Annotated in this window: 14 protein-coding genes; 6 read left to right on the forward strand and 8 right to left on the reverse strand. The window is 67.8% G+C overall.

Going from position 1 to position 15,692, the window contains the following annotated elements; all coding sequences use genetic code 11:
- Positions 1-44 precede the first annotated feature (44 nt).
- Entirely contained in the window at positions 45-1,022 is a 978-nt protein-coding gene (locus tag ACIA49_RS32655; RefSeq protein WP_391545965.1) for a LacI family DNA-binding transcriptional regulator, read from the reverse strand.
- 98 nt (positions 1,023-1,120) lie between these two features.
- On the reverse strand, positions 1,121-2,776 hold the full coding sequence (locus ACIA49_RS32660; RefSeq protein ID WP_396381717.1) for a hypothetical protein: 1,656 nt from the start codon (positions 2,774-2,776) through the stop codon (positions 1,121-1,123).
- Between the two features lie 140 nt (positions 2,777-2,916).
- Here ACIA49_RS32660 and ACIA49_RS32665 point away from each other — a divergent pair, with 140 nt between their 5' ends.
- The 5 genes from ACIA49_RS32665 to ACIA49_RS32685 all read left to right on the forward strand — a co-directional run bounded on the left by ACIA49_RS32665 (position 2,917) and on the right by ACIA49_RS32685 (position 10,574).
- Positions 2,917-4,194, forward strand: coding sequence for an ABC transporter substrate-binding protein (locus tag ACIA49_RS32665; RefSeq protein ID WP_396381718.1), 1,278 nt, complete (start codon positions 2,917-2,919; stop codon positions 4,192-4,194).
- 5 nt (positions 4,195-4,199) lie between these two features.
- A complete protein-coding gene (locus ACIA49_RS32670) occupies positions 4,200-5,090 on the forward strand; it encodes a carbohydrate ABC transporter permease (RefSeq protein WP_396381720.1) in 891 nt (296 codons plus the stop codon).
- Position 5,091: 1 nt separating this feature from the next.
- Positions 5,092-5,928 carry a carbohydrate ABC transporter permease gene (locus tag ACIA49_RS32675; RefSeq protein WP_396381721.1) on the forward strand — a complete coding sequence of 279 codons (837 nt, stop codon included), beginning with the start codon at positions 5,092-5,094 and terminating at the stop codon, positions 5,926-5,928.
- 252 nt (positions 5,929-6,180) lie between these two features.
- Positions 6,181-10,281 (forward strand): SpoIIE family protein phosphatase, encoded by a 4,101-nt coding sequence (locus ACIA49_RS32680; protein ID WP_396381723.1) that lies wholly within the window; start codon positions 6,181-6,183, stop codon positions 10,279-10,281.
- Positions 10,278-10,574 (forward strand): STAS domain-containing protein, encoded by a 297-nt coding sequence (locus ACIA49_RS32685; RefSeq protein ID WP_396381724.1) that lies wholly within the window; start codon positions 10,278-10,280, stop codon positions 10,572-10,574. Before ACIA49_RS32680 ends, ACIA49_RS32685 begins: the two co-directional genes overlap by 4 nt.
- An 8-nt stretch (positions 10,575-10,582) precedes the next feature.
- On the opposite strand, the gene ACIA49_RS32690 is transcribed toward ACIA49_RS32685, so the two are convergent.
- The 6 genes from ACIA49_RS32690 to ACIA49_RS32715 all read right to left on the reverse strand — a co-directional run bounded on the left by ACIA49_RS32690 (position 10,583) and on the right by ACIA49_RS32715 (position 14,363).
- A complete protein-coding gene (locus ACIA49_RS32690) occupies positions 10,583-10,921 on the reverse strand; it encodes an STAS domain-containing protein (RefSeq protein ID WP_396381726.1) in 339 nt (112 codons plus the stop codon).
- A gap of 74 nt (positions 10,922-10,995) precedes the next feature.
- Complete coding sequence (locus ACIA49_RS32695) at positions 10,996-11,376, reverse strand: VOC family protein (RefSeq protein ID WP_396381728.1); 381 nt, start codon at positions 11,374-11,376, stop codon at positions 10,996-10,998.
- Between the two features lie 32 nt (positions 11,377-11,408).
- Positions 11,409-12,032, reverse strand: coding sequence for a hypothetical protein (locus ACIA49_RS32700; protein ID WP_396381730.1), 624 nt, complete (start codon positions 12,030-12,032; stop codon positions 11,409-11,411).
- A gap of 31 nt (positions 12,033-12,063) precedes the next feature.
- A complete protein-coding gene (locus ACIA49_RS32705; RefSeq protein WP_396381732.1) occupies positions 12,064-12,528 on the reverse strand; it encodes an Hsp20/alpha crystallin family protein in 465 nt (154 codons plus the stop codon).
- Between the two features lie 136 nt (positions 12,529-12,664).
- Entirely contained in the window at positions 12,665-13,408 is a 744-nt protein-coding gene (locus ACIA49_RS32710) for a 3-oxoacyl-ACP reductase family protein (protein ID WP_396381733.1), read from the reverse strand.
- A 31-nt stretch (positions 13,409-13,439) separates the two neighbouring features.
- Entirely contained in the window at positions 13,440-14,363 is a 924-nt protein-coding gene (locus ACIA49_RS32715) for a helix-turn-helix domain-containing protein (protein ID WP_396381735.1), read from the reverse strand.
- A 127-nt stretch (positions 14,364-14,490) separates the two neighbouring features.
- Between ACIA49_RS32715 and ACIA49_RS32720 the strand changes: the two genes are divergently transcribed.
- Entirely contained in the window at positions 14,491-15,690 is a 1,200-nt protein-coding gene (locus tag ACIA49_RS32720; RefSeq protein ID WP_396381737.1) for an MFS transporter, read from the forward strand.
- The last annotated feature ends 2 nt before the right edge of the window (positions 15,691-15,692 follow it).

The raw sequence follows: 15,692 nt of genomic DNA on the forward strand, positions 1-15,692 counted from the left end.
GTCCTGGTACTGTGGCCGAGCGAACGCGGTCCGTCAAGACCTGGCTACCTGGGTCCGGTGCTTTCCCGGACGATCAGCTCGGCGGGGACCAGGTCGCGCGCGGCGGGCTCACCGCCGTCGATCTGTTCGGCCAGCTGGCGGAACGTCCGGCGGCCGACCTCGATGAAGTCCTGCCGGACCGTGGTCAGCGGCGGACTGAAATAGGCCGCCTCCGGGACGTCGTCGAAGCCGACGACGTGCACGTCCTTCGGTACGGCGATGCCGGCTTCGGCGAAGGCCCGCAGCAGGCCGAGCGCCATCTGGTCGTTGGCCACGAACACCGCGGTCAGGTCCTTCTCACGGGCCAGCGCCTGGCCCGCGGCATACCCTGACCGAGAGCTCCAGTCACCGCGGACAATGCGCGGCGCCCGGACGCGGTGCCGCTTCAGCGTCTGCCGCCAGGCCTTTTCGCGGTCCTGGGCCTCGAGCCAGTCGACCGGCCCGGCCACGTGCCAGACGGTCTTGTGACCAAGAGCGAGCAGGTGCTCGACAGCGCGGCGCGCGCCATCGGCCTGATCCACGGCGATCATCGGAACCGGCGCTTCCTGCCCGCCACCCACTGCGACCAACGGAATGTCGCGCGGCGCGACCTCCAGTGACTTGCTCGCGGCCGCATGCGGCGCGATCACCACGATGCCCTCGACCGCCAGCCGGCGGAGCGTCTCGATCGCCTCCGCGATCGCCGAACTGTTCGGCGTACCGACGCTCGTGATCGTGACCGAGTAGCCCGCTTCCCGCGCCGCATGCTCGATGCCGTACAGCGTGCTGGCCGGGCCGTAGAGGGTCGAATCCAGCGTGACCACGCCGAGGATGCCGGACTTCCCGGTCACCAGGGCGCGAGCCGCCGAATTGGGTCGGTAGCTCAGCTTCTCGACGGCCGCGAGCACCTTGGCCCGGGTCGCTGCGCTCACCGGACCGGTCTTGTTGACCACCCGGGACACGGTCATGTGCGACACGCCCGCGAGGTCCGCGACATCGGTCAAGCTCGCTTGTCTACCGCCGGTCAATCCGAACCCCCTGGTTGCTGCGTACGTGCGCCACAGGCCAGTGTTCGCGGTAACAACGCCTTGGTCAAGGACCGTTAGGCCGTCCTGATCTCGAGTCTCTGCCTGCCCGGAGCTCGACCGGTCAGGTAGACCAACAGCCCGTCGGGGACGAGATTGCCGTTGAGCATCCGGTACCGCTCGCCGGGATCCATCACCACCCGCGCCGTACCCGAGCCGGGACCGAACTCGATCCGATCGTTGCCCACGGCGTACACCCCGGTACCGGACTCCAACTGGTAGTTGCCGGAGCCATCGATCGCCTCGACCCCCGACAGCACGCCGCCCGGCCGGAAACAGAGCTCGATCGCGTACGGCGCCTCGGACCCGGCCAGCTCGAAGGTCAGGTCGAACCCGTGCTCGACCTCGGCCACAGTGATCGCGGTCCGCAACGTCCGGTGGTCACGCGGCCGTTGATCGAAGGCCATGGATGCGTAGAAGCGGCCGTCCGGCGTCAGCGCGTAGCGGCCGTCCGCGGTACGGCGTTCCGGCGGTAACGGCTGGTAGTACGGCACCGCGACCTCGGCACCGAGTTCGACCACGGATGGCGACCACCGGCGCAGGTACTCGCTGTGGAAATGCCCCGTGCCGAAGAACTGGGGTGCGAGCCGGACCGAGTCGAGGATCGCGTCCCCGTGGCGCATCTTGAAGAACGTCGGATTGACGGAGAGGCCGGAAGCGATCACCGGCACGTCGGCGAGGTCGGTCCCGCCGAAGACCGTCGCCGTCCGAGTCCCCCGCCGGATCCGCACCGACGTCTGGGACGGGAACTCCTTGACGAAGTCCGTCGGCAACTCCGTCGCCTGCGGTAGTGCGGCGGCCAACTCGGGACGCTCGAGTACCTCGGCCAGGCAGTCGCCCAATTCACCGGGATTGCGACGCTCGATGTCCTGCGCGACGGCAGCGAACCTGCCGTCATCGTCCAGCAGCGCCAGCTCGCGAAACTGGAGGAGGTAGTCCGAGACGTCGCGGATGTGGAACTGGTCCTGCCGGCGGGACGCGACCACGTCCACCTCGCCGTTCGGCTCCAGCAGGTACAGGGTTGCCTCCAGGTTGCGCCGGACGAACTCGATCAGCTCGGGCCGGTCCTGCCGCCAGGCGATCGTCAGCAGCGAGGGGTTCGTCACCGCGGCCGCGTAGATCGCACTCCGCTCGCTGTAGATCCCGTCCGGACCGGCATCGATGCCCTCGGCCAGCCACTCGTCGATCCGGTCGACGTACCGCTGGTCGGGGAGGATGTGATTCACCCGCGCCAGCGCCGCCGACACCTCCCACCGGTGATTCGGCGTGTGCACACCACCGCTCGCCAGCGCCGGGCCGGCCTTCTGCAGGATGCCGTGGATCTCCGATCGGATCGGCGCTGCCGCCGCGTCTGCGTAGCGGTCGAGCAACTCCCAAACCACACACAGATCCTGGATCAGGAAGGCTGTATCGGGCGGTGAATGCAGGTTGCCGATGTCGTAGGTCCCGTCCGCGTGCTGCCATCCGGCGAGCTGCCCGGACAGCAGCTTCAATCGGTCCAGGACAGCCGGATCACCGCCGTACGACGACTCCCCCACGTACCCAGCCACCAGCCGCCGGACGTCCCGCCCGACCCGTCTGGGCTCGACGCCGACGGGCTGCTCGGAACGCAGTACGCGCTCGATCTGCGCCGTACCGGCGGTCGTCAGCAACCCCAGAAATTCTTGGTCCATCGTGGCGTCCTCACGCTCCAGGGACTTATGTCAGGACTTAAATGTATATCGATACACCATTTCCTCTTGACGCGGTAAGCGCTTGCCTCCTAGCGTCCGACCGTCGCCACCCCGGCGGCACGGAGCACAGGGAGACAACGATGAGCGGTTCGCTTCGGCGGTGGCGGTGGCTGACGGTAGGCGTGGCGGCCGCGATGGCGTTGACCGCTTGTGGTTCCGGCTCCGGTGACTCGGGCTCGGGCGACGCGAAGAAGATCACCTTCTGGCTGTCGACGGCCGCCCAGATCCAGGGGTACACCGACCTGGCCAAGGAGTTCCAGGCCAAGGAAGGCATTACCGTCGAGGTCGTCAACCAGCCGTACGACGGCTACCAGGACAAGCTGCGGCAGTCCGCCCAGGCCAACTCCCTGCCGGATGTCGCCAGCGTGCCCTCGCTCGACACCTTGTGGATCAACCAGCTCCAGGACCTGAGCGCGACCGCGAACAACGAGACCAACCAGATCCGCAAGGACCTGGTCACCGAGCAGGACGGCAAGGTGCTCGCCATCCCGTCCGACCTCACCGCGGCCGGGCTGTTCGTGAACAAGACCCTGTTCACCAAGGCGGGCGTCGCCGTACCGTCCGATCCGGCCAAGACCTGGACCTGGGACGAGTTCCTCGCGGCCGCGTCGAAGGTCCGCACCGCGACCGGCGCCAAGTACGACCTGGTCTACGACAACTCGGCGGCGCGGATCCGGGCCTTCATCTACAACAACGGCGGCAAGGGCTTCCAGCTCGGTGCCGACGGCAAGTACCAGACGCCGGACGCCGCGACCGTCGCCGCGCTGACCAAGTTCAAGGCGATGAACGACAACAAGGTGATGCCGAAGTCGGTCTGGACCTCGGGCGCCGATCCGAACGCGCTGTTCAAGAGCGGCCAGGTCGTCGCCTACTTCTCCGGCGTCTGGCAGGTCCCCGACTTCGCCGACGGCATCACCGGCTTCGACTGGGCCGCCGCGCCGACCCCGGGTCCGGTGCACGCCACCGACATCAACCTCGGCGGCAAGGTCGTTGCCTTCAACAACAAAGACACCGCGGCCGCGGCCAAGAAGTGGGTCGACTTCCTGTTCCAGCGGGACAACTACACCAAGCTGGCGCAGTCCAACGGCTACCTGCCGGTCGAATCCGGGCTGACGCTGAAGTACCCCTTCAAGTCCAAGGCCGCGCTCGACGGTTTCGCGCTGTACACCCAGGAGATCGAACTCGCCGACCCGATCTCGGCCTCCGGCCAGGCCGCCGGCACCAAGCTGCTCCTCGAGGGCAAAGCCGCCGCGGACGACCCGACCAAGGCCGAGCTCGCCAAGTTCATCAACGGCGAGCAGGACGTCCAGAAGACCGTCGACAACATCGTCAACGGCCTCAACGCGCAGCTGGGCTGACACCGGTGCAAGCAATCTGGCCGCGCCGCCGGCTGAACCACTACACCGCGGCGCCGCTGGTACTCATCTCGGTCAACCTGCTGCTGTTCGTCACGTTCTTCGTCTGGCCGGCGGTGACCGGCCTGCTGTACTCGTTCACGAGCTACACCGGCATCGGTACGGCGCCGTACGTCGGACTGGACAACTACCAGCGGCTCGTCCAGGACGACGCGTTCTACGCGGCGCTGACCCGGACCCTGGTCTTCACGGCGGGCGTCGTACCGCTGACGCTCGTGCTCTCCCTGAGTACGGCGGTGCTGCTCGTCACGAACTACACCAAGGGCAAGGCCGTCGCGCGGATCATCTTCTTCCTGCCGTGGCTGATCTCGCCGATCATCGCCGGGGTCATCTGGCGCTGGATGTTCGGCGAGAACTTCGGCCTCGTCAACTACCTCATCACCTCCCTCGGCGGCAGCGAAGTGCCCTGGCAGTCCAACGCGAACCTGTCGATGCTCGTGGTCGTCATCGCGGCGGCGTGGGGCGGCACCGCGTTCAACATGCTGCTGTTCGTCGCCGCGATCAAGAACGTGCCGACGTCGTACTACGAGGCGGCCTCGCTCGACGGCGCCGGCTCGTGGGCCAAGTTCCGTCACATCACCTTGCCCGCGATCGCGCCGACGACCTTCATCGTCGTACTGCTGAGTGTGCTGGGTTCGATGAAGGAGTACGCGCTGATCCAGGCGATCAACGCGGGTGGGCCAGGCACGGCGAACAACCTGCTCGTCCAGTACATCTACACCAAGGGCTTCCAGCGCGCCCAGATCGGCTACGCGAGCGCCGCGTCGTTCGTGCTGATGCTGATCCTGATGGTCATCGCGCTCGTACAGCTCGCCCTCAACCGGCGGAAGGACTCCTGACATGGCCGCCACCACCACTGGGGAACTCCCCAAGAAGATCTGGGCGACCGCGGTCATGTGGCTCCTGGTCGCCGTGTACGGCGTGCCGGTCCTCTGGTTCCTGCTCAGTTCGTTCAAGCCGGCCGGTGAACTGTTCTCCTATCCCCTGACGTTCTTCCCCAAGCACCCCACGATCAAGGGCTTCACCCAGGCCTGGACGAGCTTCGACGTCGCGCACTACTTCGTCAACACGCTCATCGTGGCCGTGTCGGCCACCATCCTCACCATCATCGCGAGCGCGGCCTGCGGCTACGCGCTCGCGAAGTACAAGAACTGGTGGGTCAAGGCATTCACTCTCTGCATCCTGGCCACCACCATGCTGCCCGGCGAGGTCATCCTCGCCCCACTGTTCCTGGTGGTCCGCAACCTCGGCCTCTACAACAGCCTCGCGGCCGTCGTCGTACCGTCGGTCATCACCGCCACCGGCACCTTCATGTTCCGCCAGTTCTTCCTCACCGTCCCGAACGACCTCCTCGAGGCCGCCCGCATCGACGGCTCGGGCGAACTGTCCACCTTGTTCCGCATCATGCTGCCGCTGTCGCGCCCGATCATGCTGACGCTGGCCATCTTCTCGTTCCAATGGCGCTGGAACGACTACATCTGGCCTCTCGTCGTCCTCAACGACCCCAGCAAGTACACGCTCCAGATCGGCGTCGCCACCATCGTCGGCGCCGAGAACGTCAACTGGTCCGTCCTCCTCGGCGCCTCCGTCCTGTCGATGATCCCCCTGGTCGCCCTCTACCTCGTCTTCCAGAAATACGTCATGAGCGCCGACATCGACGCCGGCCTGAAGGACTAGATCTGCCTGGCATCGCCGGGCCGAGTCGCAGAAGGTGGCCGCCCGAGAGGTGGTTTCGGGCGCTGCTGGTCTGAACGCCCGAAACCTGGCGCCGCTGTTCTCGAGAACCTCTACATCGGTGCGTCGCGTACTCAACCTGTGCCCTGCGCCATTCACCACGCGGTTCTCGGTCGACACGGACGAGCGTCGTTGACTCCAGTACCGGGGTCATGGTCAAGTCGTCGGCAGCAGAATTCAGCACGAGAGGCCCCGATGACACAGACCGATGCTTGCGGTGACGGCGCGCGTCGGCCGGCCGGCCAGGATCTGTTCGCGACCGATCGCGAGATCGGGCCGGACCTGTCTCAGGTCGACTGGTCGGCCACGCCGCTCGGCGAGCCGGCGGGCTGGCCGCAGAGTCTCCGGACGGCGGTCAGCATGCTCCTCGCCTCCCGCTTCGCGATGTGGATGGCGTGGGGTCCCGAGCTGACCTTCTTCTGCAATGCGGCCTACCGCCACGACACCCTCGGCGGCAAGTACCCCTGGGCCCTCGGCCGGCCCGCGAGCGAGGTCTGGTCGGAGATCTGGGACGACATCGGTCCGCGGATCGACACCGTACTGGCCACCGGCCAGGCGACCTGGGACGAGGGGCTGTTGCTGTTCCTCGAGCGCGCGGACTACCCCGAAGAGACCTACCACACGTTCTCCTACAGCCCGCTGCGCGACGACGACGGCGCGGTGGTCGGCATGCTGTGCGTGGTCAGCGAGGAGACGGATCGAGTCATCGGTGAACGCCGGATGGCGACGTTGCGCGATCTGGGCTCCGACCCGAGCGTGGTTCGCGACGAGGAAGAGACGCTCGCGTTCGCCAGTCAGCAGCTCGGCCGCAATCTGCGCGATCTCCCCTTCACGCTGACCTATCTGTTCGACGACCAGGGCGATCCGCGAATCGCCTCGACCACCGGGCTGGTCACCGATCTGTCCGCGAGCTGGCCGGTCGACGGACCGGCGCGCGGCGAGTCGATCGTCGTACCGCTCGCCGAGCTACCGGCGGCCGAGCTTCCGACCGGGGACTGGCCGGAGCCGCCGACACACGCGTTCCTGGCTCCGTTGCTGCGACAGGGCGATCGTCCGTACGGCTTCCTCGTCGCCGGGCTCAATCGCTACCGGCCGCTGGACGACGGCTACCGGGGCTTCCTCACGCTGGTCGCCGGTCACGTCGCGACCGGGATCGCGAGCGCCCGCAGCTACCAGGCGCAGCAGCGCAGAGCCGACGAGCTGGCCGAGCTGGATCGCGCGAAGACAGCCTTCTTCTCCAACATCAGCCACGAGTTCCGGACGCCGTTGACGCTGATCATGGCGCCGTTGAACGACCTGCGGCAACGGTCCGGCGACCCGCGGCTGCAGCAGGAGCTGGAGGTCATCCACCGCAACGGCCTCCGACTGGGCAAGCTCGTCAACAGTCTGCTGGACTTCTCCCGGATCGAGGCCGGCCGGATGCAGGCCCAGTTCGAGGCCGTCGAGCTGTCGACGGTGACGGCCGAGCTCGCGAGCGTGTTCCGCTCGGCCATCGAGCGGGCCGGGCTGACGTTCGAGGTCGACTGCCCGGCCGGGGCGCGCGCGGTCCGCCTCGATCTGAGCCTGTGGGAGAAGGTCGTCCTGAACCTGCTGAGCAACGCCCTGAAGTTCACCTTCGAGGGCTCGATCAGGATCTCCGTCGGCGCGGACGGCGAGACCGCCGTGGTGACTGTCGCCGACACCGGCGTCGGCGTACCGGCGGACGAGATGCCGCGGCTGTTCGAACGGTTCCACCGCATCGAGAACGCCCGGTCGCGCTCCCACGAGGGAAGCGGCATCGGGCTGGCGCTGGTCAAGGAACTGGTCGAGCTGCACGGCGGCACGATCTCGGCGAGCTCGGTGGAGCACCAGGGAACCACGTTCACCATCCGCCTGCCGTACGGCGCCGAGCTGGTGACGCCGATCGACGAAGCCGAGGCCCGGGCGGGGACGAATCCCCAGCCCTTCGTCCAGGAAGCGCTGCGCTGGCTGCCGGATGCGGCCGGCTCGGACGAGATCGCGCAGCTCGCGGACCGCTCCGCCTCGACGACCGAGACCGCCCGGATCCTGGTCGCCGACGACAACGCCGACATGCGGGAGTACCTCGCTCGCCTGCTCACCGACGCGGGTCATCAGGTGACGCTCGCCAACGACGGGCAGGAGGCCCTGGAGACAGCTCTCACGACGCTGCCCGAGCTCGTCATCAGCGACGTGATGATGCCTCGGCTGGACGGTCTGCAGCTGGTCGCCGCGCTGCGTGCGGAAGCACGAACAGCCGGTACGCCGGTCCTGCTGCTGTCGGCGCGCGCCGGCCAGGAAGCCTCGATCATGGGGCTCGAGGCGGGAGCTGACGACTACCTCGTGAAGCCGTTCTCGGCCGCGGAGCTGCTGGCTCGAGTCCAGACCAACGTGCGGCTGGCTCGGCTCCGCAACCACCATGCCCGCTGGCGCACCGCGCTCGTGGACTCCTTGCAGGAGGCCTTCTTCGTCTGCGACGCCGACGGCGCGGTGGTGGAGATCAACAGCGCGTTCGAGCACGTCCTGGGCTACGGCGCGGACGGCCTGCCCTATCGGCCGGTGCACCCCTGGTGGCCGGACGAGAACGAGGACCCGGATGGCCACCGGCAGGTGGCCGGCGCCTTCGCCACGCTTCTGCAACGGTCGCACGGCAGCTACACCATTCCGGTGCGGCATCGCGACGGGCACCGGCTGTGGGTGGCTGCGGCCTTCAACGCGGTGAACGAGCCCGAAACCGACCGCCGGATGGTGGTGGGGACATTCCGGGACGTCACCGCCGAGCACTACGTCGTACAGCGCGACAACGCGCTCGCACGACTCAGCCTGCGGCTGTCGGAGTCGGACACAGTGCCGGACGCACTGGACGGGATTCTCCAGGAGCTCGAACACCTGTGGCAGGCGTCGCTCGTGATCGCGGCCGTCTTCGACCACTACGGCTCACCGAGCATCTCCGCTACCGGACTCGAAGCGGACTGGGACGACCTCCCGCCGGACCTTCGCCAGGAGCTGACCGCACTGAGTGAGCGACCGCTCCTCACGCCGGTGGCCACGGCCGGAGGCGGACTCGGTATCAGCCTCGATCATCCCGAAGGCACCGTCGTACTGGCGATCGACCCCGGTCGCACGCGTCCGCTGACCGAGGAGGACCAGACACTGCTCGCCCTCCTCGCCGGCCGGATCGGTCAAGGCCTGCACCGGGTCCACCAGATCCAGCAGCAACGCGAAGCGGCGATCGCCTTGCAGCGCGCGATCCTCGGCCCCTCGCAGCTGCCCGACGGCTTCGCGGTCCGCTACCAGCCGGCCGCCAGCCCGCTGAAGGTAGGCGGCGACTGGTACGACACTGTCGAACTCATGGACGGCAGGATCGGCATCGTCGTCGGTGACTGCGTCGGCCGCGGCCTGGAGGCCGCAGCCGTGATGGGTCAGCTCCGCAGCGCCTGTCGTGCGCTTCTCCTGCAGGACGCCGGTCCGGCGCAGACGCTGACCGCGTTGGACCGCTTCGCCGCGACCATTCCCGGAGCGGACTGCTCGACGGTCTTCTGTGGCGTTCTCGACCCGCAGTCGGGCCAGCTGATCTACTCCAGCGCCGGCCATCCGCCGGCGCTCGTCGGGCTGCCCGACGGCAATGTCCAGTCACTCGACGGCGGTGGATCCATCCCGCTCGCGGTCCGGCCGGAGATCAACCGGCCGGAGGCCGAGTACGTCGTACCAGCGCGGGCCACGTTGCTTCTCTACACCGACGGTCTGGTCGAACGACGCCGGGAATCGCTGGACACCGGGATGGCGAAGGCAGCCGCCGCGTTGCTCCGCCGGCGCAGTGACCCGATGGACGAACTCGCCACCGGCCTGATGGCCGAACTCGCGCCTGCCACCGGGTACGAAGATGACGTGGCGCTGTTGCTGTACCGGCATCCCGGGCCGCTCGACCTCGCCGTACCGGCCGAATTCACCCAGCTGGCGCCACTGCGTGCGACCTTGCGCGGCTGGCTGCAGCGCTGCGGCCTGCAGCAGCCCGCCGTACAGAACGTGCTGGTCGCGGCCGGCGAGGCCTGCGCCAACGCCATGGAGCACGGCTGCGGTCTCGATCCGGACCAACACATCCAGGTGTCGGCCACTGTCACGGCCGACGACGTCCAGCTGAAAGTCAAGGACGGCGGTCAGTGGCTGCAGCCCAGGCCGGTCGAAGACATCCAGCGCGGCCGCGGTCTCGTCCTCATGCGCGGGCTCGTCCACCGGGTCACAGTCACCACCGGCAGCACCGGAACCACCGTCAACCTGCAGACGAGGATCACGTCATGACCAGAACCGGACTCGAGCTCGACGCGACTCTCCGGGCCGACGGAACAACAGTCCTCACCGCCGTCGGCGAGATCGACGCGACGAACGCCGACCGGTTCTCCAGCGCGATCGCCACCGCGGCGGCCGCCGGAGCCGTGATCGTGGACCTCACCGCGGTGCAGTACCTGGACAGCGCGGGACTCGTCCCCCTGTTCGCCAACGCGGATCAGGTCGAGCTGGTCATTCCGCCGCTCCTGGAGCCTGTCATCACGGTCTCGGGACTCGGCACGCTGACCACCGTCCGCCTCGGCTGACCGGCAGGTCACGAAGCCGACGGCACCTCCGGACAGATCTCGAACATCCGATCCAGCATCGAGATCGACAGCGCCGCCAAGAGCTGCGGCTGCGGACGCGCGAGCTTCAGATCGCCGCCCGCAGCCTTGGCGCTGCGGTGCAGCCGCACCAGCACGCCGAGCCCACTGGAGTCACAGAAACTGACGGCTGCCAGATCAACGACGATCTCCCGGCCGGCCGTGGCGAACGGTTCGCCGGCAGCCAGCAGTTCGCGCACCGACCCGAAGTCGAGTTCACCGTTCACGGCGATCACGACATCGGTCTCCCGATCGCGAATGTCGATCTGCAACATCAGTCCGTCAGTCATTCGTGCCCCCTCAGCACCATGCGGGAAATAGCCGACGCCACATTATCGACTCCCATCCGGCGGCCACGCTCCAGCTAGGCAGCGCTGGTAAGAGTCGCGTACGGCGCCAGTAGGTCGCCCGGCGGCGGTTCGAGAAGCCGAATGGCGGTGCCGGTGCGGTCCGCGAAAACGGCGTACCGGCCTAGTGGGCTGTCGGCGGGAGCGAGGAGCCAGTCCAGGTCGCGGTGCTCCTCGAAGAAGGTGGTGAGATCGCCGACGTCGTACACGCCGCCGGCACCGAGGGCAGCCTCGGCGGGGTCGCGCATCAGGGCGATTGTCGGCGTGTTCGTGCCGGCGGGGCTGAGCAGGGCGGCGTTGTCGCCGGGCCACGCCAAGGGTTCCAGACCGAGGGTTCGGTAGTAGTCCACGCTGGCGTCGAGGTGTTCGACCGGACGCAACTCGAACAGCAGTTTCATCGATTCAGCCTCCTGTGGATGTCGGTGCCGATTCACGGGCGGTTGCGGTCATGGCCCGCCTGGCGGGCTTCGTCGGTCCGTGCGGTGACCTCGGAGATGCGGTCAGCCAGTCGCGGGTGATCCCCGCCGAGCTGATGACCAGCGGCGGCCAAGGGTGCGAGCAACGCGGTGGAGTCGTCGTCGGCGAGGGCATCGTGCACGGCGTCGACGCTGGCCTGCTGTGCTCCTGGCGTCAGCCCGTCGAGGGCCGCGACCTGACCGGCGAGCCGACGCAGGTCAGCGGAGTTCTCGTGCGCCCAGACCGTCACCGCGCGGTCCCCCGCGCGCTGATCGCGTGCGGCCTGCACTCGCTGTTCACGATTCAGCCCCGGCTCGGCCGCGTTCGGAGCCAGCCGCAGATAGCGACGCTCGGCCGCCTGCCGACTGGCCAGGCCGAGCGCCGAGGCGAGCTGTGCCCAACTGACTCCAGCAGCGCGGGCGGCGGCGATCAGCTGTGGCTCCCAGGCGTCCAACTGCTCCCGCAGTACGCGCAGCTGCTCCAAAGCGGCAAGCGTGGCAGTGTCCTCCGGCCCATCCGGCGCGGAGGGACACTGCGCCAGTACGTCGGTCAGCTTCTGCAACGCCGTCACCGGCGCCGGTCCGTTGTCTCGTGCCACTCGTGCTCCTCGGTCCGGCGCCGGACCGCGGTCAGGCGTCGAGTTGCTGGGGGTCTTCGACGGTCTGGCCGTCGATGGTCGCGGGCGGTGCGCTGTCGATGGTGATCCGGCGCGGCTTGGCCCGCGCGGCGACCGGGATCTTCACGGTCAGGACGCCGTTCTCGTACGCCGCGCTGATCCGGTCGGCGTCGAGGGTGTCGCCGAGGAAGAGCTGCCGCGAGAAGATCCCCAGCGGGCGCTCGGCGATCTGCATCTCGGTGCCTTCGGCAACGGCTTCGGGCCGGCGCTCGGCCTTCACCGTCAGCACGTTGCGCTCGACGTCCAGGTCGATCGCCTCCGGGCTCACCCCCGGCAGGTCGAAGACGATCACGTAGTCGTCTCCCGCGCGGTAGGCGTCCATCGGCATCGAGGCCGGCCGGGACCAGGTGCCCGGCGTCGCGGCCCCGCTCAACTGCTGGGCCAGCCGGTCGAACTCCCGGAACGGGTCGGTGCGCATCAACATCATCCACCTCCAGAATCGTCGACTAGGTCACTGTCAACACGCACCACTGTTATAACGCGTCATCGTTTCGTTGACAAGTCCCCCGTCATCAAGCCGTTGACGACGACGTAACTGGTCCGGGGTGATCCGGTCAGACTGTGAAGCCGCCGTCGACGTTCCAGTTGGCGCCGGTGACGAACGCCGCCTCCGGTCCGGCCAGGTAGCTGACAACGCCGGCGATCTCGTCGGTCCGGCCGAACCGCCCGAGTGCCATCAACCCGCGCAGGGAGTCCGCGATCCCGCCGTCCTCGGGGGTCATGTCGGTCGCCGTGGGTCCCACCTGAAGGTTGTTGACCGTGATCCCCCGGGGCCCGAGTTCGCGGGCCAGCCCGCGGGTCAACCCGGCGACCGCCGCCTTCGACATCGCATAGATCGACATTCCGGCCAGGGGCACCCGATCGGCATTGATGCTGCCGATGGTGATGATGCGACCGGAACTGCCCAGCTGCGGCAGCGCAGCTTGGACTGCGGCGAAGACGCTCCGGACATTGACTGCCACCAGCCGATCGAACTGCTCCATCGTCAGCGACTCGATCGCCCCCACGGGGAGGACGCCGGCGTTGTTGACGAGAATGTCCAGGCCGCCCAACCGAGCCACGGTCTCGTCGATCGACCTGGTCACCTGCTCGGGGTCACCGCTGTCGGCCTGGATCGCGACCACGTCGCCCCCACTTTCGGCGACCGCGCCGACCAGTTTCTCGGCCGCGGCGGCCGAGGCGTTGTAGGTGAAGGCGACCGCCGCGCCGTCGCTCGCCAGCCGCCGGACGATCGCCGCTCCGATGCCGCGCGAAGCCCCGGTCACCAAAGCTCGCCGTCCTGCCAGTGGTCCTGCCATATCGTCACCCGCTTGAACTCGAATGTGTGCGTCAGGGCCAGTTGTGGGGTGCGTCAGCACCCCAACTGGCCAGCAGGCGCAGCGCCTCTTCAGACGCCGAACCAGGCTCGGTGTGATAGACCGACAGCGCCTGCTCCTGGTCGTCGGGCAGCGTGAACGTCTCGTAGTGGACAGTCAGCTCCCCTACCAATGGATGCATGATCTGCATGGTGTCGTGCGTCTTTCGCTTGACGTCGTGTGCGGCCCACATCGCTCGGAAATCGTCGCTCTTCACAGCCAGCTCACCGACCAGTTCGGCCAGCAGTGGATCGTTCGGGTGCCGACCGGCGTCGAACCGCAACTGCCCCACCACATCGGCAGCCTTGGCCTCCCAGTTCGGGAACAGCCGCCGGGCGTCGGGATCGAGAAAGACGATCCGAGCCCAATTGCGGTCGCGGGGTTCCCGGGCTCCCCAGTCCCCGAAGAGAGCGGACGCCGTACGGTTCCAAGCCAGTACTTCGGTCCGCCTGCCCCACACATAGGCCGGTACGGCGTCGATCGCTGCCAGCATCTTGAGCAGCGTCGGCCGCACCCGCTGAACCGGCGCCGCTGTCTTTCCCTGCCGGGTGGGCTTGGCGAGATGCAGTAGGTGGGCGTGCTCGGTTTCGGAGAGTCTGAGCGCGGCAGAGATCGCGTTGAGCACCTCGATCGAGACGTTGCGGCCGTTGCCCTGCTCAAGACGCGTGTAGTACGCCATCGAGACTCCGGCGACCTGTGCCAGCTCTTCACGGCGCAGACCCGGCACGCGCCGCCGACGTCCGTACTCCGGCAGCCCAACGTCGGCCGGCTTCAACCGAGCACGCCGGGAGCGCAGGAACTCGCTCAATTCGGCGCGGGAGTCGAGAGGCTGTTCCTCCTTCGGCAAAGCTGAAAGCGCGGCCTGGGAGTCGGCGCGAGGGTTACTGCGGGTAGCCATAACGCCAGTATCACTCGGAAATCCGCCGATGCGTTGACCCTAAGCTATCCCTGCCAGTAGTAGGTAAGCGCGACGTAGGCGAGCCAGGGGTCTGGGTAGAACCCCGCAGCCGACGCAGCCTGACTACGTGACACAGACATCTGCAACAACTCCACCCACCGCTGTCAGCGGACGGGAACGCCTTCCTGGCAAGGCCTTGTTCGGCCTCTTCCTGAGCGGATTCATCGGCATCCTCACCGAATGCCTGCCGGCCGGTCTGCTTCCCGAAATCAGCCACAGCCTCAACACCAGCGTCGCGGCCACCGGCCAGATCGTCACGATCTACGCCCTCGCCACTGCACTGGCGGCGATCCCCCTCTCGCGTCTGACCGCGCGATGGCCGCGCAAGTACGTCCTGTACGTCGCGCTGACCGTCGTACTCGTCACGAACACGCTCACGGCCTTGTCCAGCAACTACACCCTGACCATGGCCATCCGGCTCGTCGCGGGCATGGGCACAGCGCTGATCTGGCCCCTCCTCGCCGGCTACGCCGCCGGACTTGCTCCGCGAAGCCAGCAAGGCCGAGCAATCGCGATCGCCTTGGCCGGTACGCCGCTGGCACTCGCCCTGGGTGTCCCGTTGGGTACCTGGCTCAGCCAGTTCGGCGGCTGGCAGGTCGCCTTCTACGCCTCAGCCGGACTGGTCGTGCTGAACCTGGCCTGGATCTTCGCGACCCTGCCGAACCTGCCAGGCCAATCGGCTGATCACACCTTCGCAGTGGCGCCGGTGCTGGTCATTCCAGGGTTCCGCGTCATCCTGCTCGCGCTGACGACGTACGTGGTCGCGCACAACATCCTCTACACCTACATCACCGACTTCCTCGGGTACGCCGGTATGGCCGGCCAGACTGGTTGGGTCTTGTTCGCGTTCGGCATGACCTCGGTGCTGAGCGTGCTGGTGGTCGGGACTCACATCGATCATCACCTGCGCAAACTCGTTGTCGGGAGCACCTTGTTGTTCGCGATCAGCGTCCTGGCGCTGGCTTTGCTCTCCGGCGTACCGGTCCTGGTCTACGTCGCGGCCGGCGCCTGGGGCTTCGCCTTCGGCAGCTCCCCGAGCCTGTTCATCGCTGCCGCGATCGACGCGACCGGCTCGTCCGCCCACATCGCCCAGTCGATCACCATCACGGTCTACTCCGGATCAATCGCGCTCGGCGGCCTGGTCGGCGGCCTCCTGATCGCCGGCCTGGGCACCGAATCGATCACCTGGGCGGCACTGGCCCTTCTGGTCGTCTCCACCGCGGCAGTCATCGCCGGCAAGAAGCACGCCTTCCCGAGGAGCGCCTGAGC

Source organism: Kribbella sp. NPDC051587 (genome assembly GCF_044453945.1).
Taxonomy (GTDB): domain Bacteria; phylum Actinomycetota; class Actinomycetes; order Propionibacteriales; family Kribbellaceae; genus Kribbella.